Raw genomic sequence first — 24,469 nt, 5'->3', positions numbered from 1 at the left:
TTCTGGGAGCGATTGGTAACGGGCGAAACCGGACCCGTCACGCGCGCTTCGTCGAAAACTAGCGCTTCAGCAGGAAGACGGCATGTTCGGCACGGAAGTTCGCCGCGGCGGAGCTGGTTAGCTGATCGCCCGACAGAAACCAGGCTCGCTCAACCGTAATCCCGCGCTTACGCACGAACGCACGGAAATCGTCGATCGTGACGTGATGGATATTCGGCGTCGCATACCAGGGCACCGGCAACAGCCGCGTCACCGGCATCCGCCCGCCCCACAGCAGCGACAGCCGCACCCGCCAATGCGCGAAATTGGGGAAGGACACGACCGCGCGCTCGCCGATGCGCAGCAAATGATCGAGCACGACATGCGGTCGCATCGTCGTCTGCAGCGTCTGGCTGAGGATCGCATAGTCGAAGCTGGCGTCGGGATAATCGGCAAGATCCGTGTCGGCATCCCCCTGAATCACCGACAACCCGCGTCCGACCGCCGACGCGACATTATGCGCGTCGATCTCCAGCCCGCGCGCGTCGCACTGCCGCTGGTCGCGCAGCGCCGCCATCAGCGCCCCATCGCCGCACCCGACATCGAGCACCCGGCTGCCCGGCGCGACATTGGCTGCGATAATCGCAAGGTCGGGGCGCAACTCGCTCATTCGCCGGCCCTCAGGAACCCGTCGACGACGCGGTTCAGCTCGGGTGCTTCGAGCAGGAAGGCGTCGTGGCCGAACGGCGAGGAAAGCTCGACGAAGCTGACCGGCGCACCCGCTGCGTTGAGCGCATGGACGATCGCGCGCGAATCGCGGGTGGGGTAGAGCCAGTCGGTGTCGAAGCTGACGAGGCAGAAACGCGCCTTGGTCTCGCGAAACGCATTGGCGAGCACCCCGCCATGCTCCTCGGCCAGATCGAAATAGTCCATCGCGCGGGTGATGTAGAGATAGGCATTGGCGTCGAACCGGTCGACAAAGCTCAGCCCCTGATGGCGCAGATAGGATTCGACCTGAAAATCCGCGTCGAAGCCGAAGGTCTTGGCCTCGCGCGCCTGCAGCTTGCGCCCGAATTTCTCGGTCAGCCCCGCCTCGGACAGATAGGTGATGTGCGCCGCCATCCGCGCGACGGCGAGGCCCGATGCAGGGGGCTCGCCCTCATAATAGGCGCCGCCATTCCAGCGCGGATCGGCCATCACCGCCTGTCGCCCGACTTCGTGGAAGGCGATATTCTGCGCCGAATGTCGCGCGGTTGAGGCGATCACCACCGCCGCCTCAACCCGGTCGGGGAAGGTGGCGGGCCAGCTCAGCGCCTGCATGCCGCCCATCGACCCGCCGACCACGGCCTTGAGCCTTGCTACGCCGAGATGGTCAAGCAGCATCGCCTGCGCCCGCACCATGTCGCGGACGGTGATGACGGGGAAGCTCATCCCCCAGGGCGCACCAGTCGCCGGATTGACCGTCGCCGGGCCGGAAGACCCCATGCAGCTGCCCAGCACATTGGCGCAGACGATGAAGTGCCGCGCGGGGTCGATCGGCTTGCTCGGCCCCACCATGCGGGTCCACCAGCCGGGCTTGCCGGTGATCGGGTGGTCCGACGCGACATGCTGGTCGCCGGTCAGCGCGTGGCAGATCAGGATCGCATTGCCACCATCCGCCGCGAGCGTGCCATAGGTCTCATAGGCGATCTCGACCGGCGACAGCAGCACGCCCCCATCGAGGCGCAGCGGCCCCGAAAGCGTCACGCGGCGGTCGAGGCCAAAGCGCACATCGTCGGACATCGCCGCGTGCCTAGAAGCCGCGCGGCGTAGGTTCAAGCGGTTCGCGTGGGGATGGTCCGCCCGAGAATCGCCTGCGCAGCCAACCTGCCGGTCTGCGCCCCGCCATTCATGTAACCGGGGAAGGCATCGGAGAGATGCTCGCCGGCGAAGATGACACGGCCGAGCGCCGGGGCCGACTGCACTGCCGCGCCGTCCTCGCCCTCCATCCACAGCAACGACCCGAAGCGGGTGAGGTGTCCGGGCGGATAGCTACCATAGGAGCCGCCGATCAACGGATCGCGATGCCAGGCGGTTCGCCGCACCGGCGCGTCGGCGCAGGCAGCGGCAAGATCGCCGAGCGCCGCGCCCGCATCCGACGCATAACGCTGCGCCAGCGCGCGTGCCGACTCCGGCGCTGCGGTCGCGTCGCCGCCGAGATACCAGGTCCACACCGGTGGACCGTCCACGCCGCGCACGCTGCCGTCCCAGCCGCTCGCCCAGCTGGCGTGGACGCCGGCGTGCCACACATCGCCGCCGGACCCGATCGCGTCACGCCAGCGTGGCGAATCCGCCACGGCCAGCACCTTCTCGTTCCGGCCCAGCGTCATAGCATCGATAAAATTGCGCCACGCGGTCGGCAGCGGCACCGCAAAGTCGATCCGGCGCGCCACCGGCGCTGGCACCGCGACGATCACCACGTCGGCGTGCGCCGTGGAGCCATCGGCAAAGCTCAGACGCACACCACCGGTCGCCCGCTGCACGCGGCACAGTCTGCGCCCGGTTTCGATCTGGTCGGCATGGCGGTTGCCCAGCGCATCGATCAGCGTGCTGCTGCCCCCGGCAATGGCATAGCGCTCATCCGATCCGCCCAAAATGTCGGCACGTTCGCCGTTCACCGTCGGCAAGTTGAACAGCAACGAGATCGCCGAGGTCGCATCGGGCTCGGCACCATATTCGGTGCGCCCGGTCGTTTCGAGCAGACCGCGCACCCAGGGTGCGGACAGCAGCGCCCCGTGGCGATCGAGATAGTCGGCGACCGACATCGCGTCGAATGCGCGCAACGCGACGGGGTCGGCGTCAATCCGGTCGGCGTCGTGACCGATCTGTGCGGCAATCGGCGCCAGCGCGTCGGCCAGCTCCGCTTCCGCCACCGTGCGGCCACCCGCGACGACGATGCTGCGATGCGGATCGACCTTCCGATCGAACAGCGCGATGCCGAAACGCGTGGCGAGCATCCGCATGTCATGATGGTCGCTGTTGACGAGCTGAGCGCCAAGTTCGAACGCAGGCTCGCCTGCCGCCTTCTGTGTGAACACACGCCCGCCCAACCGGCCGCCTGCTTCATAGAGCCTGGCATCGACCCCGGCTTCGCGCAGATGATGCAGCGCGGTCAGCCCCGCGATGCCGCCGCCGACGATTGCGACCCGACCGATGCCGGTGCGTGCGGGGGCCGCAGTCGGGATCGCAGCCGCCACACCGCCGGCGGCAAAGCCCTTGAGCAGCGCGCGGCGGGTCGCGCCGGGCTGGGCCGAAACCGGCGCAGCCTCACCCGCCGCGGCCAGATTCCGCCGCCGCGCCGCCGCCAATGCACTCCAAAACAAACCCCCGCTTCGCATCCAACCCCCGGTTTCGTTGCGCCGGGCGTAGCGCCATGACCTTGCTATTGCGTAACCATTGGGCAAAGGGGTCGCCCATGACTGGACCGACCCCCAAGCCGTGGATCATGGACATCGCCCCCTATGTGCCGGGCAAGTCGAAGACCGATGATGGTCGCAAGGCGATCAAATTGTCGTCGAACGAAAATCCGCTCGGCACCTCGCCCGCCGCGCGCGCCGCATTTGCGACGGCGGCGAACAGCCTCGAGCGTTATCCCGACGCGAGCGGCACCGAATTGCGTGAGGCGCTCGCCGCCAAGCACGGGCTCGATCCCGACCGGATCATCTATGGCAATGGATCGGACGAGGTGCTCCACCTTGCCGCAGGCGCGTTCGCCGGGCCGGGCGACGAGATCATCTACGTCAATTACGGCTTCACCGTATACCCGATCGCGACCAAGCGCGTCGGCGCGGTGCCGGTGGTCGCGCCGGACAAGGATTATGCGACCGATGTCGACGCGATCCTCGCCAGCGTCACCGAAAAGACGCGGATCGTGTTCATCGCCAACCCCAACAATCCGACCGGTACGCACGCCAGTCGTGAAGAGATTGCCCGCCTCCACGCCGGGCTGCGCGACGACATTTTGCTCGTCCTCGACCATGCCTATGCCGAATATATCGATGGCGACATCGACGATGGCGGGATGGAGCTGGCGATGACCGCGCCCAATGTGCTGGTCACGCGCACCTTCTCCAAAATGTACGGCCTCGCCGCCGAGCGGATCGGTTGGGGCTATGCCAGCCCTGCGATCATCGAGGCGATGCACCGCATCCGCCTGCCGTTCAGCATCACCATCGCCGGGACCGCAGCCGCGATCGCCGCGCTCAATGACGACGACTTCGTCGCGCGCTGCAAGGCGGAGAATGCGAAGTGGCGCCGCTGGTTCAGCGACGAGATCGCCAAGCTCGGCAATGCTGGCCTTCGCGCAGTGCCGAGCCAGGCGAACTTCGTGCTGGTGCTGTTCGAGGGCAAGCTGACCGGCGAAGCGGCCTATAAGGGGCTGATGGACGCGGGCTATATTGTCCGCTGGCTGCCCGGTCAGGGCCTGCCCCACGGCCTGCGCATCACCATCGGCAATGAGGAGGAGACGCGCGCGGTCGCGGCGATCCTGCAACGGCTGGTGGCCGCTGCCGACGCCGAATGAAGCGGTTCGGGATCATCGGCTTCGGCCGGTTCGGTCAGCTCGCCGCGACGCATCTGCGCGACCATTTCACGGTGGTCGTGCATGATTCGCGCGACGTGGCGGAGGATGCGGCGCGGATCGGCGTCGCCGCTGACACGCTCGGGGCAGTCGCCGCGTGTGATGTCGTGATGCTGGCGGTGCCGGTGCAGGCGATCGAGCGGACGCTCGCCGCCATCGCCCCGCACGTCCGCCCCGGCGCGCTCGTCGTGGACGTGGCATCGGTCAAGATGCTGCCCGCGCGCTGGATGGCAGAGGTACTGCCCGAGAGCGTCGATATCGTCGCCACCCACCCCTTGTTCGGCCCGCAGAGCGCCCGGCGCGGGCTGGCGGGACAGCCTTTGGTGGTGTGCCCAGTGCGCGGCGAGCGTCACCATCGCGTCGCCGAATTCGGGCGCAAGCTCGGCCTAAAGGTTTCGATCACCAGCGCAGAGGAACATGATCGCGAAATGGCCTATGTCCAGGCGCTCACGCACCTCATCGGCCGGACGCTCGTCAATATCCGCATCCCGGACGAGGAGCTGAAGACCGACAGCTACCAGCATCTGCTGGAGCTGTGCGCGCTGATCGGTGACGATAGCGAGGAGCTGTTCTTCGCGATCCAGAACCTCAACCCGTTCGCGGGCGAGATTACGCAACAGTTCATCGGCGAGGCGAACGCTCTACTAGCTCGCGCGCTGAAGGCCGGAAACCGCGGCGCTACAGATTAAACCTCGAACGCGTTGATCCCACGATGTACCGCCGCCTCGATTTCCTCGCGCGGCAGGCCCGGGGGGAGTGGCTCGCCATAGCGGAAGGTAACGGTGCCGGGACGCTTCGGTCCCTTGCGCGGCCAGACCTTCCCCGTCTCGCACGCCACTGGCACGACCGGCAGTCCGATTGCCCGGTAGAGCCCAGCAAAGCCCGAACGTAACGGCGGCGTCTCCCCGGGCGGTGTGCGCGTGCCCTCGGGAAAGATCACCACCGACCGCCCCTCGGCGACCGCAGCGCGGGCTTCCTTCATCATCGCGCGCAGGGCCTTTGCCGATCCGGCACGGTCGATCACGATCACGCCATAGCGCCGCGCAACCCAGCCCCAAACCGGGATGCGCGCAAGTTCCTGCTTCATCACGATTGCTGGCGCATCGAGCATCGCCGCCATGGCCAGCGTCTCGTACATCGCCTGATGCTTCACCGCGTAGAGTGCCGGGCCATCTTCGCGCCGCCCCTCGACCGCGACCCGGATGCCGAGAATTTGGTGCGCGAGCAGCAACCCAAGCCCCGCCCAGGCCATCGAATATCGGCGCAACGTGACGGTCCCGAACAGCGCCACCACCGGAGCGGCCAGCACGATCGGCACCGAAAGGCCATAGAAGATGATCGAATAGATCAGCGTGCGGATGCGGTCAGCCATTGCCGATCCCGAACAGCAAGGCGAAGCGACGCACCAGATATTTGTGGTATTCGCGCAGCAGCATCGACCAGCTTGCGGTGGTGCGCACGCCATCGCCACGAATCTCGACATCGGGGCCGAGCGCATTGGCGAGTTCGAGCTTGGCGCGCGGGACATGCCAGTCGGCGGTAACCAGCCGCACCGATTTGTAACCGTGCTTCGCAACCCAGGCGGCGGTCTCATCGGCGTTCGACCGGGTGTCGACCGCCTCATGCCCCAGGTCGATGCAGCAGCGGAACAGGCGCGGCGACGTCTTGTATTCGACCGCCAGCTCGATCGGGCGCACAGTCGGGTCCGTGCCGGTGATCAGCATCCGTTTCGCGCTCTTCGCCTGAAGCAGCGCGATCCCGCGATCGATCCGACCCGGCCCCCCGGTCGGAACCACGATTGCGTCGGTTTTCACCTCAGCGTCGAGCGGCTTGCCGAGCGACAGCATGAACAGCCCGAAGCCGATCGCCCAGGCCAGCACCAGCAGGAGCGGGATGCGCCAGATCACAGCGTGCGCCCCAGCGTCCGCAGCACCGCCACCCGCGCCGCGCCCATCGCCAGCAGCGCAAAGGCGCACGGGACCAGTGCCAGCAGCACCCAATCCGCCTCCGCCAGCGCAACATTGCCGAGCAATTCCGATCCCAGCCCTGCTGACTGCCGCCCCAGCAGCCACACCGCGCCCAGCGCCGCCACGGTACCGATGATCCCGCCGACCAGCGTATCGAGCGCGATGCGCCGCTGAAACAACCGCGCGACCTGCGTATCGGTCGACCCCAGCATGTGCAGCACCGCAATCGTATCGCGATGTGTGTCGAGCCCCGCGCGCGCGGCCAGCAGCACCACCGCGGCGGTCGCCGTCGCCATCAGCAGGACAAGCCCCGCCGCCGCCCAGGTCAGCGTCGCGATGAAGCCTGCCACGGGCGAGAGCCACTGTGCATGCTGATCCACCCGCGCCGCCGGCGACACCGCCAGCGCGGTCTGACGCACCCGCGCGATCAGCGCCGGGTCGCCGCTGGTCAGGTCGACGTCGATCATCGCTGGCATCGGCAGCTCGGCATCGAGCCCAGCATCGCCCAGCCACGGACGCAGCAACTCCGCCAGCCGCGCGCGGTCGACTTCGACCACTTGCTTTACGCCCGGAATGGCGCGGATCCGCTCAACCAGCGCCCGCGTGTTGGCATCACGGCGCGCGGCGTCAGCCTCGATCAGCTGCACGGTCAGGCGACCGGCAAGCTGGCGTTCGAGCGACCGCCCGGCTCCGGCCATGCCGAAACCCAACGCACCGGCCAGCACGGTCAGGAACAGCATGATCGCCATGATCCACACCATCGCGCGCGTGCGCTGGCCATCGTCGAGCCAGCGATGATGCGGCCGTGCGCGCCCGATCCGCATTACGCATTCCCCCGGTCGGGCGGGAAGCGCAGCGCGCCGGTGGGGTCGAGCAGGCGCCCCTTCTCGATTCGCATCATCCGCGCATTGGGGATGCGGTTGAGCAAATGGAAGTCGTGCGTCGCGACCACCACGGTCGTGCCGAGCCGGTTGAGCGAATCGAACAGGTGCAGCAACCGCTCCGCCATGTCGGGATCGACGTTGCCGGTGGGCTCGTCCGCGACCAGCATCTCAGGCCGCGTGATCACCGCGCGGGCGATGGCGATGCGCTGCTGCTCACCGCCCGACAGCGTCGGCGGCTTGGCCGTGCCGCGATCGGTGAGGCCGACCCAGGCGAGCATTTCGCGCACCGGCGCCTCGATCTCACCCTCCGGCATTCCGGCAACGCGCAGCGGGAGCGCGATATTGTCATAGGCGGACAAATGCGGGAGCAGGCGGAAGTCCTGAAACACCACGCCGATGCGGCGGCGGAAGCCGGGCAGGCGGCGGCGCGGGAGCGCGCCGGCATCCTCGCCGAACAGCCGCACCACGCCGCGCGTCGGCCGCTGGGCAAGATACAGCAGCTTGAGCAGCGAGGTCTTGCCCGCCCCCGATGCGCCGGTGAGGAAATAGAATGACCCGGCGCTGAGCGTGAAACTGACGTCGCTCAGCGTTTCGGTCCCGGTGCCATAGCGCAGGCCGACATTCTCAAACTGAACGATATTGGCCATGTGCCGGCGTCGGCCGCTCCTGATCCTTCTGCCCCTGGGCCAGCCATCGCACAGCCAACCGGCCCGCTCAAGCACAGCCGCACCCGTGCGACTCGGGCCTTGCCATTCGCGCGCGGCGGGTGTTTAGATTCGGGACCGGCCTTTTCCCATTTTGGTTAGCGAAGGCCGCCTAGCAACGCGTGCCGCCATGATCCTCGAATGCCCCGAATGCCGAACGCGCTACCTGGTTCCGGATACCGCCATCGGGGCGGACGGGCGGACCGTGCGCTGTGCAAGCTGCAAGCATAGCTGGTTCCAGACTGCAGCCGGGACCGCGACTTCCGCGAGCGCTGTGGCCCCTGCGCCTGCGTCGGACGTGGTCCGCGCGGACGCCTATTCGCAGCCGCCGGTCAGCGAAGAGCAGCCGCGCGACTATGATCCGTTCGCGCATGAGCCGCCGTTCAAGCCGCGCCGCAACCCCGAAAAGCGCTGGACCGCCGCCGCCGCGATCGCGGGGCTGTCGATGGCGCTGGGCACGGGCGCGATCATCTGGACCGGTGCGCCGGGCATTGCGGCGCAGCTTGGCCTGCCGGTCGGTGCGGCGCAGACTCCGCTGATTTTCACCGCGCAGGACGTGGATCGCAGGCCGCGGCTCAACGGTGGCGAGCTGTTCGTGGTCAGCGGACAGGTGATGAACCCGACCAAGGAGACGCAGCGCGTCCCCAACATCCTGGCCGAGCTGCGCGACGGCAACAACACGATCGTCTACAGCTGGACCATCACGCCGGACCCGCGCACGCTGCCGGCCGGGGGCAGCCTCGACTTCAACAGCGGCAAGCTCGACGTGCCGCAGACCGGCAAGACGATCCAGTTCAGCTTTTCCGGCGAAGGCGGCGAATAATCCACCACAGCCGCCCGCCGTTGAGCAAGGCGGCGGCGATCATCCCGCTGCCCGAGGCATAGACCAGCCCCATCGGGCCCCAGCCATGCTGGACGGTCCACAGGCCGATCGCGCCGGTGAGCAGGAAGAAGGCGATGATACCGTTGATCCCCGCCACCACCTGATCGCCGAGCGAGCGTAGTGCATAGACGAACACGACCTGCAGCCCGTCGAACAGGATGAACGGCGCCCAGACCGTCAGCATCAGCACGGCCAGCGCCGCGACCTCCGGCGAGGCCGGGAAGCCCGAGACGATCAGCATCGGCGCAAAGGTGAGCGGAAGCGCGAGCAGGCCGAGGATCAGCGCGGCGAGGATCGCGGCGATGCCGGTGCGCGGCCCGGCCTGTGCCGGAACCCCTTCCCCCACCGCGTTACCCGCGCGCACGCCTGCGGCTGAACCGAGGCCAAGCGCGAAGGCGAAGGTCACGTTGTGGACCGAGAACACGATCTGAAAGGCGTGGGTGACCGATTCGCCGAGCTGGGTCGACAGCGCGATCAGGATCGAGAAGCCCGCCAGCTCCAGCCCCGACGCGACCGCTGGCACTGCGCCGAACGCCAGCAACCGGCCGACACCGCGCCACATGGCTGGCGTGCCGAGGTCGCTCCAGTCGCGCACGCCGCGCTCCCGTGCGCGGGGGAGGGTCAGGGCGGCGACCGTCATTGCGACCGCGCCGACGATCGTGGCGATGACGGTTGCGCTCGCCGCGCCGACTGCGCCGAATTGCGGCAGGCCGAACTGGCCCGTGGCGAGGATCCACGCGAGGATTGCGTTGAGCGGCAGGATCGAGAGGTTGACCGCCATCACCCGGCGCGGGCGGCTGACCCCTTCGAGGAAGAAGCTGGCGGCGACGATGATCAGCTGGAAGGGGTAGGCGATTGCCATGGTCTGGACGACGCGCGCGGCTTCGGGGGCGATGCCGGGATCGACGCCGACGCCGCGCAGCATGGGCAGGGCGAAGACGAACAGCAGCGCGCCGCTGATCAGGCCCAGGATGCCGCCGAGGACCAGCCCCTGCCGCAGCACTGCGCCGGTCGCGGGCAGGTCCTTGGCCCCGTCGGCGCGGGAGGAGAAGACGAGCACGCCGGTGAGCCAGCCCAGGGCGACGACGATGCCGATGAAGGTCAGCGTCCGGCTGGCGCCCAATGCCGCGACCTCGTGTGTGCTGACGAGGCCGACGACGATGACGTCGGTGACGTGGAGGATGGTCCAGTTGAGGCCGGTCAGCACCACCGGCCAGGCCAGCGCGAGGATGCGGCGAATCTCCGCGCGGGTTTCGATGGTCAGCGTCATGGGGCGGTCGCCTTAGCCGCAGAGTGGCGCGGACAAAAGGGAGGTTGCATGCCCCCCGGGGCTTTGCTAGGGGCCGCTGCCTTACCAGCCACCCGGTTCATCGGGTGGACGAAATCAGTGCGGTCGTGGCGGAACTGGTAGACGCGCAACGTTGAGGTCGTTGTGGCCGAAAGGCCGTGGAAGTTCGAGTCTTCTCGACCGCACCATTTCTTGAAAAATCTAGCTAAATTAACCCCTTAAGGGGCCATCGACGCGCGGTGTTTGTTGGGTTACGGCACCGGCTCAAAAATCAGAACGGTTATTCCGGGGGAGAGGTGTAACTGTATGTAAGAACAGCCCCCCTCTCCCTCCTCGCAACGACGTTGATGGACATGATCGGCAGGCTCCGTTGTAACTATCAGCCGATTTAGCGCCGGCTAGCTTGGTTCTGACATAGGTCAGCACACCCCGACTGTCACGCGATCGTGAGCCCCACATCAGGCGTAGGAGGCCGGGTCGTTCTCGTCGAAGCGGATCGGCGGGTCCCCGTCGTTGTGCAGCCGCTCTTCATGGTATCGCCGTCCCGAGATGCCTTCGAAACCGTGGTCGACCTCGGGCCCGGGCTGTCCGGTGAACTCGTCGATCTCGTCCTCGTCGAGGATGTCGTCCCACGGCACCTCGGTGTCGCCGCGTTGGCCCGGCAGGGTCAGGTGGCCGGCGATCAACTTTTCGAGGTGTCGGCGGCCATCGCGTAGCATGCGGATCTCCTGCTTCAGCTCGGCCCGCTCTTCGTTCCCGCCCTTGAGACGCACGCGGCGCCAAAGCGTCGAGCCGCCGTCCAGCTTCAGGCGCAGCGACTTCTGGTGCTGCCGCACGGACACGATCCTGAGCTGCAAACGGTCGAGCAGCGGATGCGACACATATTGCCGGAAAGGCCGGCCAGGGGCGGCCGCGAGCAGCGTATCCGGCATCATGCCGGGTGCGAGCCGCACCTCGAACCCTGAGGCGTCCTGCGGGCGCCATAGCACCGCCAGCCGCTCGTCGAGCGCGACGGCCTCGACGAACACGGTGTTGAGGTTGCTGTAGCCGCTGAGCCAGGGCAGCCCTTCAGGGAGCTGGCGTGTCTTGCGCGTCGCCGCAGGCGCGCGCGACAGGAGCGGTGTTACGGCGCCCTCGCTCATCCAATCGGCTGTGTCCGTGTATTTGTCGCCGATCCTGACCGGCGACCAGACGGCGTCGAAGAACGCCTGCGGGTCGACACCGGTGCGCTCGATCAGCGCCTTGCCCAGCCCGTTGACCTCCAGCAGCCCGGCTGGCGGCGCTATTGTGCCGCGGCTGCGCCACACGCGCACCATCGCGAGACGACCGAGGGCGCGGACCAGCATCTCGGTCGGCGACCCCGGGCCGCGCCGGCGCCACTCCTTCATCGACGTCGTGACGAGCGGAAAGGTGATCTCTAGCCCCGGCCGGATCTCGACGACGATGTCGACGCCGTATGGGTCCTCGGCAGACTCGGTCAGCCGCTCCTTGAACACGTCGAGGTCGAGCAACGTCCCGCCGTAGGCGAGCACGTTGAGCTTCAGCGCCTCCGCCGCGGCGGCGTAGGCGCGTGTCGTCGCTTCGGACATGTTCGTCCTCCTGGGTGATAGTGATGGTGATGGTCGGGCGACTGGCGCGGAGCGGGTCGAAACGGATCAACCTTGCGTTGCGACCGATCGGTTCCAAATAGCTGTTACGTTGACCAGAGCGGGGAATGTAAATGGATATCAGAATCACTGGAGTTCATGGGCACGGCGACGCGCCCAAGGAGTATGTCTCGCTGCGCGTCGACGCCGACTGTGACGTGGGCGATTATGTTCTCGCGGACACGACTTACATCTCGCCTGACCAGATCTCGAATGAGCTCCGGCATATGTTCTGGTTCCCCAACAAGCGGGTGGAAGCGGGTGACACCATCATCCTTCGAACCGGCAACGGTAAGAATACCGAAGAACCGATGGATAACGGCAGCACGAAACATCGTTTCTATTGGGGGCTTGGATCGGCAGTATGGAATGACACCGGCGACACGGCTGTGTTGCTCAGGGTGGCAGAATGGACGTTTCGGAAGGCTAAGTGATCAACAGCTGAAACCCTACAGCTGGGCTGACACGGCTTTTTCCGTTCAGATTGGAATCATCTCAGGCGGCTTCAGCCTCGCTCAACGCAGTGATGGCGTCGTTCACGGCCTGCGCGAGATACGTGGCGCGCCGCGTGGCCTGCGGCGGACGGCGGATCGCGTCGCGGATCACGGCAGGGTCGCCGACAAGTACGACTCGCCGGGTGGCGCGCGTCAGTCCCGTGTAGAGCAGCGTCCGGTCTAGGATGCGGCTGGCCGTGACTGGCACGATGACGGTCTCGAACTGCGAGCCCTGCGCCTTGTGCGTCGTGATCGCCCAAGCCGGCTCAAGGTGGTCGAGCAGCTCGACCGGGATAGTGCGGTCGCCCTCGTCGAAGCGGACCGCGAGGCCGTCCTCGGTCAGACCCTGCACCTTGCCGAGGCTGCCGTTCCACAGGTCCAGGTCGTAGTCGTTGACCGTCCAGATGACCGGCTCGCCGCGCAACCAGGTCGACGGATCGAGCTTGCGTGCGGTCGCCCACGCGTCGTGCAGGGCCGCGTTCATGGCGGTCGTGCCGCCGTCGACCGGTTCGCCGCCGCCTTTGATCGAGCCGACGATCTGTGCGCCCGGCAACGCGCGGCGGATGGCGACGGCCGTGGCCACCACGTCGCGCGCGTCGCAGGCGGCGATCGACACGCCATGGTCGTCGGCGGCGTCGAACGCCGGCAGGTCGGGGAGGACGCCTTGCCGCAACGACTGCGCGGCGGCGGGGATGCCGGTCTCGGCCGCCTGGCGCATCACCTCGGTGAGAACGGTGCGAGGAACGGCCTCTACGCCGAGCAGCGCGTGGAAGGTGAGGCCGAAGCCGACGGGCGGCAGCTGGCCGTCGTCGCCGACCAGTAGGAAGCGGCAGCCGTCGGGCGCCAGCAGCAGGATGCGGTAGAGCGAGCCGAGGTCCACCATGCTGGCCTCGTCGATGACGATGAGCGGCTCGTCCGAAAGGTCGATGTCGCCGGCCGCGACGCCGTTCAGCCAGCCCGCGATCGTGCGGGCCATCTGGCCGGTCGCCTCGCGCATGCGCAGGGCGGCGCGACCCGACAGCGCCATCATCTCGACCGGGATGCCGGCGGCCGCCGCGGCGCGGCAGATGGCCTTCAGCGTGGTCGTCTTGCCGGTGCCGGCGCCGCCGACCAGCAGCGAGAAGTTCTCGGCGATCGCCATAGCCACGGCGGATGCCTGGCCGGCATTGAGCGTCACGGCGTCAGGGGACCGGTCGGCGAGTGGCAGGACGGTCGGTTTACGCGAACAGGAAGTGAGTTCGTCCGCGATCCGCTGCGCGATCGCGTCCTCCATCAGCGCAGCGCCCGATGATTGCCACCCAGTGGGTCGCCTGCGGATGGCGCCGAGGCGTGAGGCGGTGTCGAGGACATCGTCGCCCACGGGCGCGCCGAGGAGAGCCCCGGCAGCCTTCCTGAGATCGTCGCCGGCCATCAGGGTGTCACCATCCCTCAGCCGGGTGTGGAGCGCGGCCTCGCACGCAGCGACCAGACGGCGCTTGTCGTTCGCCTCGACGCCCATGCGGCGCGCGATCGCATCCGTGGTCTTCCAGCCGCTGAAGGCCAGCAGCCGGTATGGGTCGTCGTGCAGCCTGTCGAGCGCGTCGGCCCCGTAGACGGCGAGCAGCTTCGCGGCGACGTGCAGCGGGATGCCGACGCGATCGAAGCCGGCGAGGATGCGCGGCTCGGCGTCGATCATCGGCCACTCGAGGAGGATCATCTCGATCTGCGCGCGCGAGCGGGCGTCGTCGGGCAGGACGCGCAGCAGGGCTTCGGCGTCGCCCGCGTCCAGGACGTCGACCAGCTGCTCGCCATAAGCGTCCCATAGCCTGTTGGCCGTCGCCTCCCCGACGCCGGGGAACCGCTGGCCGGCGAGGAGCCGCGCGAGCAGACGGCCCTCGGGGCGGACCAGCTTCATGTCGGTGACCGCGACCTGCGGACCGTAGCTGGGGTGGACCTCGGTCGTGCCGCAAATGTGCCAGGTCTCGCCGGTGGCTGGCGGTCGGGGCAGGTCCTTCGCGACGAAGCGGCGGCGGACGTCCTGGTCGTCGTCGGCGCGGAACACGGCCATGCGCGAGCCGGCGCTCAGCACATGCGTGACGGTGGCGCGGACGGCGACGTCGGTCATCGCGGCAGGCGGCCGGTATCCGCCAGGTGAATCTCGATCGCCTTGTATCGGCGCATCTGGCGTCGCAGTTCGACGGCCTCGGCGCGTGCGACGAGCAGTTCCTTCTGAAGCTGGTCGTTCTGCCGCCTGAGCGCCTTCTTCTCCTCGTCGGGAGCGGCGGCGCCGGGACGCTGGAACGTCGTTTCAGCAGGGCCTTTCGCCGCGATCGCCGGGATGTCGTGCAGGGCGAACCGCTCGTTGCACAGGTCGCGGTTGCGCTTGTTCTGGTAGATCGCCTGCCGGTCGTTCAGCGGCGCGTCGCGCACGATGGCGGCGATGTCGGCGGCGCCGTCAGGCTTGCGCGGAATGGCGGCACCGACGCGGTCGAAGTAATCGATCAGCGCCTGGTGGTTGGCCTGGCCGCGCTCCTTGTTGCTGATCTCGGACATGGGATCACCGCTTCTTCTTGCCGATGTCGGGGAACTGCGTCTCCGCGCGCGCCTGGTTGAGCGGCGCCTCCAGCTCTGCGATCGTCATGCCCCTACGCTGCGCGTTGAAGTGGTGACGGGCGATCATCTCGAGCAGGTTGTCGACCTTCTTCTCCAACTTGGTGTTGTCATCCTCGAGCCGTTTGATGCGCTGCGCGGTCACCTCCTCGTGCGCGGGCCGGCGCTTCTTGGGCGGCTTGCCCTCGTCGAGTCCGAGGCGACGCTTCTCGAACGCGGTCTCGATCTCGGGATGCTTGAACATGCCGATGCGGCTCAGCTTCCAGCCAAGGCAGTTCTCAACCCTGGTTTCGAGTGCCGGACCCGTCAGCCGACCCCACTCGACCGTCCAACGCTCGATCAGCGCGATGATCTTTTCCTTCCGCTCGGGCGTGATCGGGATGCGACTGCGTCCCGGCTTCTTCTCCTGGCTCATGCCGCGTCTTCCCTTGCTGCCTGGATGTGGACCGGCGACGAGCTGTTCGGCTGGATCAGGGTGCCGTCCGGGATGCTGGCGTCGTCGTGATATTCGAGGATGCGCTCGAGGCTGTCGAGCTTGGCGCGCATCGTCCGGTAGTGGTTGGACGCGCCGCGCGTCCCCTCGTCCATCTCGGCTTCGAGGCGTGTGATGATCCATGCCGTATCGACACGCATCTCCTCGCTTCGACGGCGATGCTTCTCGTCCCCCTTCACGAACACGAATGACGCGCAGGTCGAGCACGCGCCGAATTCGGGGCAGGGCGCCGTGTTCCAGTCGTGAATGCAGAAGCCGATTTCCGTCACATGCGCCGTGGCGACGATCACGTCGCGGAAGCCCTCCCGCTCCACGGGTTCCAGCTTGGTGTGGATGTCTGCGAGCACGCCGATGGCCATGCCCTTGGCCAGCGGCTCACGCACCGCGGCGGCCAGCTCTGTGGGCGTGAGATGGTCGTATTCCGCGTTCTGCTCGAGGTCGTCCCTTCCTGACCAGCGTGCGATCAGCTGCTGTTCTAGGCCGCCCGACTGGGCCAGCGTGTTGAGCCAGTGCCTGAACTGGTGGCTCCGCGCGCTCAGATGCGGGCGGTTGAGCAGGCGGGAGAAGCCGGACTGGATGACGGTCCTGCCGTTCTCGCGCCTGCCGCCGAGGAAGTCTCGGACCTGCTGGTCGCTGGTGATCTCCAGCAGGCATGGGATGGTCGCCCGCTTGGCGTGGTGTTGGTTGGCGAAGCTGACGAAAAGGCGCTCGTGGAGCGGAGCCTCGGCCCTGCCAGGCGCAACCGAAGGCATCATGCGCAGCAGCGCTGCTTCGAGATCAGCCCGCGCTACCATCTTCCGCAGCTTGGTGCCGAACTGTCGGGATTCGTATTCACGATTGGCGAGCGGCACGCCATTGGTGTTGAGCCACAGGAGTGCCGCCGGCGGCGCGCTGAGGCCGAGGATTAGCTGTACGTCCTTGACCGAGAATGCGTCGTCCGCGGTCGGCCGGATATCGGCAGGCAGCCACGCGCGACCTGGATTGGCAACCAGCCACTTGGCGAGCTCGTGCGCACCGGCCGTCGCCTGCCGGATCCGCTCGATGGCCGACTTGGCCACGTCGACCATGACCGTGGGGATCCACTTGATGTCGGGGTCGCCGCTCTTTTCCTTCCAGTAGCGGATGCCGTAGCGCATCACGGGGACGCCATCGCTGTCGAACACAGGTCCGTCGGGACCCTCCTTCTGCTCCTCGACCTCGCAGTCGTGTGCGATCCGTAGGACCTCGACGATGCGCCACGGGGCGCAGTGAAGGAGCACGATGCAGCCCATCAGGATCGCGTCGCTAGGATTGTCGATGATCTGCCAGATCTCGGCGAGCGCATCGAACACCTCCCCATCGGGGATCTTGTCGGCGCGCGCTGTTGCCGCGACTTCAGTCGTCCGGTCGCGGGCGTTGCTGACCCTCTTGATCGGGTTCTTCCAATCGAGCCGCATCGGCGTGATGCCGTGCTTATCGATGAAGCGGGCGATCTCCTCCAGCGCGAGCCCTAGCTTGTAAGGCTTGCTCCCGCCGGCACGCTCGATGATGCGCCTTGAGGCGGCGTCGAAGTCTTCGGACAGCAGCATGCAGGGATCGTTGTTCCGCGATTGCAGCTCCTCGCCCAGGTCACGCGCGGCGTGCACGATGGCGATGAGCGGATCGGCCGTCTGCGGCCGCGCGTCCTGCTTCAGGCGCACTATGGCCTTGATGAATGCGCCGAACGGTTCGCCGAGCGCGGTCCGCCCCTTCATGCTCTTGGACGTGCCGCCCTCATGCGTCGTATAGTAGATCTTGGCGGCGGTCTGGGACTTGTTGCTGGGACGCGGACAGCTCGCCGTGACATCCCAGACCGGTTCGTCGTAGGCCAGATCCGATCCGAAGGCAGCGCACTCGTGGCGCGCACGCCTGATGACTTCGGCAAGCGCCGAGCGCGCGGTCCGCTGGGGGATGGTGACGAGGCGTTCAATCATGGATTGACCCTTCGCTGGCGCGCTTGGCGGCGATCCTCGCGATGGTGTCGGTGACGGCCTCGATGAGTTCGTCCTCGATCCCGACCATCTTGGGATGGAGGCCAAGGCTTTCCCGCTGGTCCCGCGCCCGCTGCAGCTGGTCGAGAACCTCCCGGTGCGGGCCGTTCATCCATGCCTGGAACTTGACGCAGGTGTAGCAGGCGTAGGGCGCGGTGATCCCGCAGAAGCGGAACTCGCCGCAGTTGCCGATCACCTCGATCCGGTTACTCCCGGGGTCGGCCAAGAAGCGTCGGCTCGACTCGTCGTCACCTCGGATCGCCTCCGCTTCGTTGCGGATGATCCCGGCGAACGCCTGCGCACGCGGTGCGAGGGCGGTCGTCATCGCCGTGTCGATCTGGTCCACGATGTCGGAGTGGATCTCCCAGTAGACGGGCACGTTCTGAAGGTCACTGTGGTCGAGGACGTCGGCGACCGCCGCCTGCGATGCCCCGTTGGCGACCATCCTGCTCGGAAGGGTGTAGCGGAACCGGCGGCACGTCACCTCGAGGGGCTTGCCCCCGTAGGTCGTGATCCCCAGACGCCGGACCGCGCGTTGCAGCAGCTGCGTGAAGGTCGCCGCCGAGATGTGGGCCTGCCACTGGTCGTCGAACGTGGTGCGCATGCGCAGCGTGCCCTTGCGGATGAGGGGCCGTGCGTCGTTCTCGAACGTGGGCCGCGTCCCGTTCCACTCGATCAGATCCTGGATGATCTCGCCATAGAGCCCGGTGAGCTTACGCCGCCTGAAGGACGTCCTCGAAAGCGCCTCGCCCTTCTTGTGCCTGGGGATGCTGACGATCCAGGCCGCGATAGCGCCACCTGACTGCAGGGGCTCGACATCATCCTCGCGCATGGAGGCGAACTGGCTGGAGTTGGAGCCGAACGCCAACGCCAGGGCGAGTGCCGCCTGTTCCGGAAGCGGCATCGCCCCGGTGAGCCGCGCGGCCCGCAGTGCGGTCACGATCGCGGACACCTCCCTCGACGTCAGCGGTCCTTCGTTGGGATCACGGGATCGGACCGCAGCGCCCTTGCGGTTGCCGCCGATCCGCCATTCCTCGATCTGGTCGAGCACGCGCTGGTCGAAGCCGTCGTATCCGGTCTGCGTGCACCAGCGATACATAGCGCGGCCGTAGTGCAGCTTCCACTGATCCTCCTTCCCCAGGTAATCCCGCGCCTGACTGAGCGCGAGGTAGGGAATGGCCTCCCCGGACGCCGCGGCCTGCTGGAAGGCGGGCATCCGCACGAGCAAGCTGACCTGGTGGAACGCGTTCGCCACGGCCGCCGCAGAGCCATTCTTGATCAGGTGGACGTGATATCCCTTGATCCCGTCGAGTGCGATGCAGTCTGTCAGCGGGAAGTTCGCCCAGTTGATAGAGGCCGCACGCATCGGGTCGTTCAGCCGCCAGACGGGGCCGGACACGTCCACGGGCAGCCCGGCGCGATCGACGATGATGGTATCGCGCGGCGGCCACCTGCGGGCGGATGTTGCGAGAGCGGCGATCGGCAGACTCGCCATCACGCGGCGGCCTTCATCGCGTCGGCGGGTGCATGCAGGGCGCGCAGGATTTTCGCGGCTTCCCGCACGATCTCGGAATGAGCGTAGCGCGCGTCCTGCTCGGACGTCTTGTTCCAGCCCATGATGTAGTTGTTGATGATGCGGCGGAATGCCTCGGGCCACCCGTATTCAGAGGCCAGGCGCCGGAACCGTGAGTTCCAGGTGTGGCGTAGCCTATGCGACGACAGGTCCGCCGGCAGATCGTGCGGGAAGCGTGCCCGCAGCGTCCGGAAGATGTCATACAGCGCGTCGAGCGACATGGCCGCGCCGCCGTTGGTCTCGAGGAAGATGAAGGGGTTCCTCTTGTGGCCCGGCAGCTTGGTGCGCCATTTCATGATGTACCTGTCCATGGCGAACGCCAGGAGCGGGCTGATGGGCAGGTCGCGGCCATTGGTCTTGACGAGCGGCGGATCGGTGCGGTGCTCTTCGGGATCGTTGGGGTTGGGCACGATGCTGATGCCCGGGTGTCGTCCAGCCACATTCACGTGCTCGGACTTCAGGACGAGCGGCTCTGCCTCGCGCATGCCCAACTCGACGAAGAACAGCACGATGCAGAAGTTGCGGTCACGCGTATGCGGCGCGAAGGGGTTGCGCGGATCGTCCGGACGGACGACCTGCATCAGGAAGTCGAGCTCCTCGTCGGTGAGCGCCTCGCGCTGTTTCTGCTTGCTGCCAGCGATGTTGGCGACCGCGTTCTTCAGGACGGCGAGCCGCGCGTTGATGAAGTAGACGCGGGATTGATCGGTCATGACGAGCGAGATGTGCGACATCCGCCAATCCACATATGCCAGGACGCGCTTCATCCTGTCCTTGTGCGTGTTGCCGACGACGACACGCTTGACCTTCATTGCGCCGATCTCGAGTGGAGCCTTCTTGCTGGTGCGCATGAATTCGGAGAGATTCTCGATCTCCATTGGCGAGAACAGGTCGCCGGACTCGAGGCGCTGGGTGACGTCGATACCCTCGTTCTCGGCCCACTCGTAGAAGAGGCACAGCGAGTCCACGACGCGGTTGGCGAGGTTGATGGACTTCTGCCGGAGCTTGGCCAGGGCATATCGAAGTGCCCATGCGTCGGGCAGGTCGGTAGACCGGGCGCACATGAACGCGAACCGTTCGCCGCCGTCGAAGCGGACGTTCTTGCGGTAATACGGTCCCCGCTTCCTATCGGTTGTCGGCTGCATCGACCCTGTTCTCGCGGCAATAACCGAAGAACGTATGAAGAACCTCGCGCCATTGCAACACGCTGTCCGGCGGCCTTTTAGCGTCGACTCAGAATGGGACGAAAAACGGGCCCCTAGTTACAACTTGGAGCCCGTTATCCGAACCTGCCATGACCGCTGGCGCAGTTACAACCTGATCTGCAGCTGTTACCTCGTGGAATTGAGGTTAGTTACAGGATTAGTTACACCCCCGGAGTCAGAACGGCACGTCGTCGTCGAGATCGTCGGGGAAGCCGCCGCCGGCATTGCCGCCGCTGCTGCCACCGCCACGGTTGCCGCCGCCGAAGCCGCCACCCGAGCCGCCACCACCATAGCCGCCGCGATTGCTCGACTGGCCGGCGAACGCGTCGTCGCCGCCACCCCAGTCATCCGCGCCGCGACCACCGCCGCCGCCCGCGCCACCGCCCTGACCGCCGCCGGGACCGTCGAGCATCACCAGCTTGGCGTCGAAGCCCTGCAGCACGATTTCGGTCGAGTAGCGGTCCTGGCCCTGCTGGTCCTGCCATTTGCGGGTCTGGAGCTGGCCCTCGAGATAGACCTTGCTACCCTTGCGCAGATAGCGTTCGGCGACGTTGGCGAGGCCTTCGCTGAACAGCTTGACCGTATGCCATTCGGTACGCTCCTTGCGCTCGCCCGAATTGCGGTCCTTCCAGCTTTCCGAGGTGGCGACGCGCAGTTCGACCACCTTGCCGCCGTTGGAAAAGGACCGGCTTTCGGGATCGCGCCCGAGATTGCCGACCAGGATGACCTTGTTGACGCTGCCCGCCATGTTCACTCCGCTTGTAATTCGATATCGAGGGACGAATGGCCGATATCCTTAACCTCAACAAGGCGCGAAAGGCACGCGCGAAGGCGCAGGCGACCGCAAAGGCTGTGGAGAACCGCGCCAAATTCGGGCGCACCAAGGCGCAGAAAGCGGCGGACGAAGCCGAGCGCGCCCGGATTTGCGAAAATCTGGACGGCGCGCGGCGGGAGTGAGGTGTGACTTTGCCTTGGCCATGGTCAGGGTTATGGCAGAATGAGAACATGTAGGAAACATGTTCGATATTGTCGTTTTATATCAGTGGTTTAACTGGAGTTCGCGAAAGGCGGGGCGGGCCGAATCCGGCAGATTCGGGTGGCGCGACGGATTTGGCAAAGCGAACATGTCGCGGGTTTACGCGCCATTGGCCCGGTCCGGGGTGTCGCCTTTTCTGAGGCGCAAGTCGCGGATCGACAATGCCGCGTGGGCAAATCTCGGCCTTCGCCGAATGTCTGGTTTCAAGCCGCCTGATCGAGCGGCGCAATGTCGCGAATTGGGTGGTTAGCGGATTTCGCTGCCTCATCGAAACTCGATGAATGCGTCCTGACGGCGGTAAAAGAGGAACGCTCTCAAGAGATCTTCGGGCGTTGCGGATGGGCGCTGGCACAGGGCATTCGAGACCACGTCTTGTAGCCCGAGAACGTCTATCGCTTGTGTAAGCCCATTTTGCTTCGCGAACTCAGGAACTCCGGCGTCAGGAAGATCCTCTTCCTCAGGCGAGACCTCGTCGCTTACCAGCGTGATCGACCGCGACGCTAAACTCCATTCCTCGCCAACGGGCAGGTAGACCCACGCATTGGCAGCCCTACCCGAAATCGTCGCGAGGACATCTGCAAACGTTTCGATCCGATTGTCCGTCACCCTGCACCCTCCCAATTATCGACGAGGTAGCTCGCAAAAGGGAACGGCCGCAACGGGGTCGTTAGCCGACCGGCAGCTTTCAGAAGATCAATGAGGGTTAGCTACCCCAATTGACGCCCACCCTAAAGCCCCAGCGCCTTCGCGGTCCAATAGGTCAGCCCCGCCGCGACATAGGCCGCAGCGAACAGATAGACGATCATCACGATCGGCCATTTCCAGCCATTGGTCTCACGCCGCGCCACGGCGATGGTCGAGAGGCATTGTGGGGCAAAGACGAACCAGGCGAGGAAGGCGAGTGCGGTGGGGAGGGGCCAGCCCTGTGCCAGCTTCTCGCCCAAAGCCGCTGCGCCGGTTTCCTCGTCCGGGGCGTCGATCGCATAGACGGTCTGGAGCGCCGAGACGGCGACTTCGCGCGCGGCCATGGCGGGGATCACCGCGAGGCTCATTTCATGGTTGAAGCCGATCGGGGCGAGGACGACTTCGAGGCCCGATGCGATGCGGCCGGCGACCGAATATTCGCTCTGCTTCACGCCTTCGGGTGCGACGGGGTAGGAGGCGAGCAGCCAGAGCGCGACGGTGACGCCCATGATGATCGTGCCGGCGCGGCGCAGGAAGACGTATGCGCGCTGCCACAAGCCGATCAGCAGATCGCGGATCGAGGGGAGCTGGTAGCGCGGCATTTCCATCATGAAGCCGCCGCTCTTGCCGCGCGTCGCGGTCAGGCGCAGCACGAAGGCGGCGAGGATCGCGCCGACAATGCCGAAGACATAGAGGCCGAACAGCACCAGCCCCTGCAAGCCAATGCCCGGGGCCACGTCGCGCGCCGGGATGAACGCGCCGATGATCAGCATATAGACCGGGAGTCGCGCCGAGCAGGTCATCAGCGGCGCGATCAGGATCGTGGTCAGCCGCTCCTTGGGATCGTCGATCGAGCGCGCGGCCATGATGCCGGGGATCGCGCAGGCGAAGGACGACAGCAGCGGGATGAAGGCGCGGCCCGACAGGCCGACCAGCGACATCAGGCGATCCATCAGGAAGGCGGCGCGGACCATGTATCCGGTCGCTTCGAGCAGCAGGATGAAGAAGAACAGGATCAGGATCTGGGGCAGGAACACAACCACCGAACCGACGCCGGCGATGATCCCCTGAACCACCAGATCGCCGATGAAGCCGCTGGGGAGGTTCTCCTGCGCATGGGTGCCGAGCCATTCCTGCGTCCCCTCGATCCAGCCGATCGGGGCTTCGGACCAGCTGTAGACCGCCTGGAACATCACGAAGAACATGGCGATCAGGATCAGCCAGCCCGCGACCGGGTGCAGGACGACATTGTCGACCGCGCGGGTGAAGGCGCGGCTGCGCGGTTGATCGGTGATGGCGAGCGTGGCGATGCGGCGGGCATCGCGTTGGAAGTACGTGATATCGGATTCGGGGGTGGCGGGGGCGGCAGGGCGGCTTGCCCGCAGCACGCCGTCGAGCGCGGCGCGCAGTTCGTCGAGGCCGCGCTTGCGCACCGCGACGGTGGTGACGACCGGCACGCCCAGCTCCGCCGACAGCGCATCGGCGTCAATCGTCAGGCCGTCGCGCGTCGCCATGTCGATCATGTTGAGCGCGACCACCATCGGGCGGCCGAGCTGGCGCAGCTGAAGCACGAAGCGCAGATGGTTTTCGAGGTTGGAGGCGTCGGCGACGACGATCAGCGCGTCGGGGAGGCGCTCGCCCTCCTGCTTGCCGAGCACGACGTCGCGCGTGACGGCTTCGTCGGGGCTGGACGGATCGAGACTGTAGGTGCCGGGCAGGTCGACCAGCTCGACCGGGCGGCCATCGTTGAGCGCGAGGCGGCCCGAATGGCGCTCGACCGTCACGCCGGGATAATTGCCGACCTTTTGCCGCGCGCCGGTGAGCGCGTTGAACAGGGCGGTCTTGCCGGCATTGGGGTTGCCGACCAGGGCGACGAGCGGCTGGGCGTTCATGCGGCGGGTGCCTTGAGGTGAATCGCCTGAACGATGTGGCGGCGCAGCGCGACGGTCATGCGGCCGATGCGCACCGCGGCGGGGCCGCCGAACCAGCCGACCGGACGGATCAGTTCGACCTCGACCCCCTCATCCAGCCCGAATTCGCGCAGGCGGCGCACTTCGTGCGGGGCGAGCGCGGACCAGTCGATCGTGGCGACGGTGGCGGGAAGGTTGCGCGGCGCACGCGCGAGGGAGTCGGTCATGTTGCGAGCGATTATCAAGAGCGACGGGGAAATGCCAGCGGGAATCACGTGACAAAATATCCTCCCCCGCGAAGGGGAGGTGGCGCCGAAGGCGACGGAGGGGGAGGACGGCAGTGTCCTTGCGTCTCTTGCCCCCAAACTTCCAGCCGGCGTGCTTCCTCCCCCTCCGTCACGCTGCGCGTGCCACCTCCCCCTTGCGGGGGAGGATTGAGTGGTTGCGGATCGTGCCGCTAAATCCTCCCCCGGAGGGGGAGGGGGACAGCCGAAGGCGGTGGAGGGGTAG

Annotated in this window: 24 protein-coding genes and 1 tRNA gene; 6 read left to right on the top strand and 19 right to left on the bottom strand. The window is 66.7% G+C overall.

Annotated elements, in window-relative coordinates:
- Window positions 1–58: 58 nt before the first annotated feature.
- From metW to KYX69_RS09050, 3 genes are read right to left on the bottom strand one after another with little or no spacing between them, the layout of a single operon-like run.
- Entirely contained in the window at window positions 59–649 is a 591-nt protein-coding gene (gene metW / locus KYX69_RS09060) for a methionine biosynthesis protein MetW (protein WP_300496297.1), read from the bottom strand.
- On the bottom strand, window positions 646–1,761 hold the full coding sequence (locus KYX69_RS09055) for a homoserine O-acetyltransferase (RefSeq protein WP_300496295.1): 1,116 nt from the start codon (window positions 1,759–1,761) through the stop codon (window positions 646–648). Before KYX69_RS09055 ends, metW begins: the two co-directional genes overlap by 4 nt.
- A 32-nt stretch (window positions 1,762–1,793) precedes the next feature.
- The gene (locus tag KYX69_RS09050) at window positions 1,794–3,356 is read right to left on the bottom strand and encodes an NAD(P)/FAD-dependent oxidoreductase (protein ID WP_300496293.1); all 1,563 of its coding nucleotides are present in this window, start codon (window positions 3,354–3,356) and stop codon (window positions 1,794–1,796) included.
- 77 nt (window positions 3,357–3,433) lie between these two features.
- Here KYX69_RS09050 and hisC point away from each other — a divergent pair, with 77 nt between their 5' ends.
- Both hisC and KYX69_RS09040 read left to right on the top strand, forming a co-directional pair.
- A complete protein-coding gene (hisC, locus tag KYX69_RS09045; protein WP_300496290.1) occupies window positions 3,434–4,540 on the top strand; it encodes a histidinol-phosphate transaminase in 1,107 nt (368 codons plus the stop codon).
- Entirely contained in the window at window positions 4,537–5,286 is a 750-nt protein-coding gene (locus KYX69_RS09040; RefSeq protein ID WP_300496289.1) for a prephenate dehydrogenase/arogenate dehydrogenase family protein, read from the top strand. Before hisC ends, KYX69_RS09040 begins: the two co-directional genes overlap by 4 nt.
- Here KYX69_RS09040 and KYX69_RS09035 read toward each other — a convergent pair.
- From KYX69_RS09035 to ftsE, 4 genes are read right to left on the bottom strand one after another with little or no spacing between them, the layout of a single operon-like run.
- Window positions 5,283–5,969 (bottom strand): 1-acyl-sn-glycerol-3-phosphate acyltransferase, encoded by a 687-nt coding sequence (locus KYX69_RS09035; protein ID WP_300496286.1) that lies wholly within the window; start codon window positions 5,967–5,969, stop codon window positions 5,283–5,285. The genes KYX69_RS09040 and KYX69_RS09035 overlap by 4 nt on opposite strands.
- A complete protein-coding gene (locus KYX69_RS09030) occupies window positions 5,962–6,504 on the bottom strand; it encodes a YdcF family protein (RefSeq protein WP_300496284.1) in 543 nt (180 codons plus the stop codon). The genes KYX69_RS09035 and KYX69_RS09030 overlap by 8 nt, the downstream gene beginning before the upstream one ends.
- Window positions 6,501–7,388, bottom strand: coding sequence for an FtsX-like permease family protein (locus KYX69_RS09025; RefSeq protein ID WP_300496283.1), 888 nt, complete (start codon window positions 7,386–7,388; stop codon window positions 6,501–6,503). Before KYX69_RS09025 ends, KYX69_RS09030 begins: the two co-directional genes overlap by 4 nt.
- On the bottom strand, window positions 7,388–8,095 hold the full coding sequence (ftsE, locus tag KYX69_RS09020) for a cell division ATP-binding protein FtsE (protein ID WP_300496281.1): 708 nt from the start codon (window positions 8,093–8,095) through the stop codon (window positions 7,388–7,390). Before ftsE ends, KYX69_RS09025 begins: the two co-directional genes overlap by 1 nt.
- A gap of 187 nt (window positions 8,096–8,282) precedes the next feature.
- Between ftsE and KYX69_RS09015 the strand changes: the two genes are divergently transcribed.
- Window positions 8,283–8,975 carry an MJ0042-type zinc finger domain-containing protein gene (locus KYX69_RS09015; protein WP_300496280.1) on the top strand — a complete coding sequence of 231 codons (693 nt, stop codon included), beginning with the start codon at window positions 8,283–8,285 and terminating at the stop codon, window positions 8,973–8,975.
- Here KYX69_RS09015 and KYX69_RS09010 read toward each other — a convergent pair.
- On the bottom strand, window positions 8,947–10,305 hold the full coding sequence (locus tag KYX69_RS09010) for an MATE family efflux transporter (protein ID WP_300496278.1): 1,359 nt from the start codon (window positions 10,303–10,305) through the stop codon (window positions 8,947–8,949). The two genes, KYX69_RS09015 and KYX69_RS09010, sit on opposite strands and share 29 nt — an antisense overlap.
- Window positions 10,306–10,424: 119 nt before the next feature.
- On the opposite strand from KYX69_RS09010, the gene KYX69_RS09005 reads away from it, so the two are divergent.
- Window positions 10,425–10,511: transfer RNA gene (locus KYX69_RS09005), tRNA-Leu, on the top strand.
- A 270-nt stretch (window positions 10,512–10,781) separates the two neighbouring features.
- Here the strand turns inward: KYX69_RS09005 and KYX69_RS09000 are convergent.
- The gene (locus KYX69_RS09000) at window positions 10,782–11,912 is read right to left on the bottom strand and encodes a hypothetical protein (RefSeq protein ID WP_300496276.1); all 1,131 of its coding nucleotides are present in this window, start codon (window positions 11,910–11,912) and stop codon (window positions 10,782–10,784) included.
- A 131-nt stretch (window positions 11,913–12,043) separates the two neighbouring features.
- Between KYX69_RS09000 and KYX69_RS08995 the strand changes: the two genes are divergently transcribed.
- On the top strand, window positions 12,044–12,403 hold the full coding sequence (locus tag KYX69_RS08995; protein ID WP_300496274.1) for a hypothetical protein: 360 nt from the start codon (window positions 12,044–12,046) through the stop codon (window positions 12,401–12,403).
- Between the two features lie 61 nt (window positions 12,404–12,464).
- Here KYX69_RS08995 and KYX69_RS08990 read toward each other — a convergent pair whose 3' ends face one another.
- The 7 genes from KYX69_RS08990 to ssb all read right to left on the bottom strand — a co-directional run bounded on the left by KYX69_RS08990 (window position 12,465) and on the right by ssb (window position 21,077).
- Window positions 12,465–14,567 carry an AAA family ATPase gene (locus tag KYX69_RS08990; RefSeq protein WP_300496271.1) on the bottom strand — a complete coding sequence of 701 codons (2,103 nt, stop codon included), beginning with the start codon at window positions 14,565–14,567 and terminating at the stop codon, window positions 12,465–12,467.
- Window positions 14,564–14,995: a hypothetical protein gene (locus KYX69_RS08985; protein ID WP_300496268.1), complete on the bottom strand. Its 432-nt coding sequence runs from the start codon at window positions 14,993–14,995 to the stop codon at window positions 14,564–14,566. The genes KYX69_RS08990 and KYX69_RS08985 overlap by 4 nt, the downstream gene beginning before the upstream one ends.
- A gap of 4 nt (window positions 14,996–14,999) precedes the next feature.
- Window positions 15,000–15,467 (bottom strand): hypothetical protein, encoded by a 468-nt coding sequence (locus tag KYX69_RS08980; protein ID WP_300496265.1) that lies wholly within the window; start codon window positions 15,465–15,467, stop codon window positions 15,000–15,002.
- The gene (locus KYX69_RS08975; protein WP_300496262.1) at window positions 15,464–17,497 is read right to left on the bottom strand and encodes a hypothetical protein; all 2,034 of its coding nucleotides are present in this window, start codon (window positions 17,495–17,497) and stop codon (window positions 15,464–15,466) included. The genes KYX69_RS08980 and KYX69_RS08975 overlap by 4 nt, the downstream gene beginning before the upstream one ends.
- Window positions 17,490–19,049 (bottom strand): tyrosine-type recombinase/integrase, encoded by a 1,560-nt coding sequence (locus KYX69_RS08970; protein WP_300496259.1) that lies wholly within the window; start codon window positions 19,047–19,049, stop codon window positions 17,490–17,492. The genes KYX69_RS08975 and KYX69_RS08970 overlap by 8 nt, the downstream gene beginning before the upstream one ends.
- Entirely contained in the window at window positions 19,049–20,269 is a 1,221-nt protein-coding gene (locus KYX69_RS08965) for a site-specific integrase (RefSeq protein WP_300496257.1), read from the bottom strand. Before KYX69_RS08965 ends, KYX69_RS08970 begins: the two co-directional genes overlap by 1 nt.
- A gap of 235 nt (window positions 20,270–20,504) precedes the next feature.
- Window positions 20,505–21,077, bottom strand: a complete 573-nt coding sequence (gene ssb / locus KYX69_RS08960) for a single-stranded DNA-binding protein (RefSeq protein ID WP_300496254.1) — start codon at window positions 21,075–21,077, stop codon at window positions 20,505–20,507.
- Window positions 21,078–21,112: 35 nt separating this feature from the next.
- Between ssb and KYX69_RS08955 the strand changes: the two genes are divergently transcribed.
- Window positions 21,113–21,286, top strand: a complete 174-nt coding sequence (locus tag KYX69_RS08955) for a DUF4169 family protein (protein WP_294017577.1) — start codon at window positions 21,113–21,115, stop codon at window positions 21,284–21,286.
- Window positions 21,287–21,629: 343 nt separating this feature from the next.
- Here KYX69_RS08955 and KYX69_RS08950 read toward each other — a convergent pair whose 3' ends face one another.
- The 3 genes from KYX69_RS08950 to KYX69_RS08940 form a co-directional block, all read right to left on the bottom strand.
- Entirely contained in the window at window positions 21,630–21,971 is a 342-nt protein-coding gene (locus KYX69_RS08950) for a hypothetical protein (protein ID WP_300496252.1), read from the bottom strand.
- A gap of 122 nt (window positions 21,972–22,093) precedes the next feature.
- A complete protein-coding gene (locus KYX69_RS08945) occupies window positions 22,094–23,941 on the bottom strand; it encodes a ferrous iron transporter B (protein ID WP_300496250.1) in 1,848 nt (615 codons plus the stop codon).
- Window positions 23,938–24,186, bottom strand: coding sequence for a FeoA family protein (locus tag KYX69_RS08940; RefSeq protein ID WP_156442774.1), 249 nt, complete (start codon window positions 24,184–24,186; stop codon window positions 23,938–23,940). The genes KYX69_RS08945 and KYX69_RS08940 overlap by 4 nt, the downstream gene beginning before the upstream one ends.
- Window positions 24,187–24,469 lie beyond the last annotated feature (283 nt).

The sequence above is a fragment of the Sphingomonas sp. genome, assembly GCF_030145815.1.
GTDB lineage: Bacteria > Pseudomonadota > Alphaproteobacteria > Sphingomonadales > Sphingomonadaceae > Sphingomonas.
This window is presented reverse-complemented; position numbering and strand designations above follow the sequence as displayed.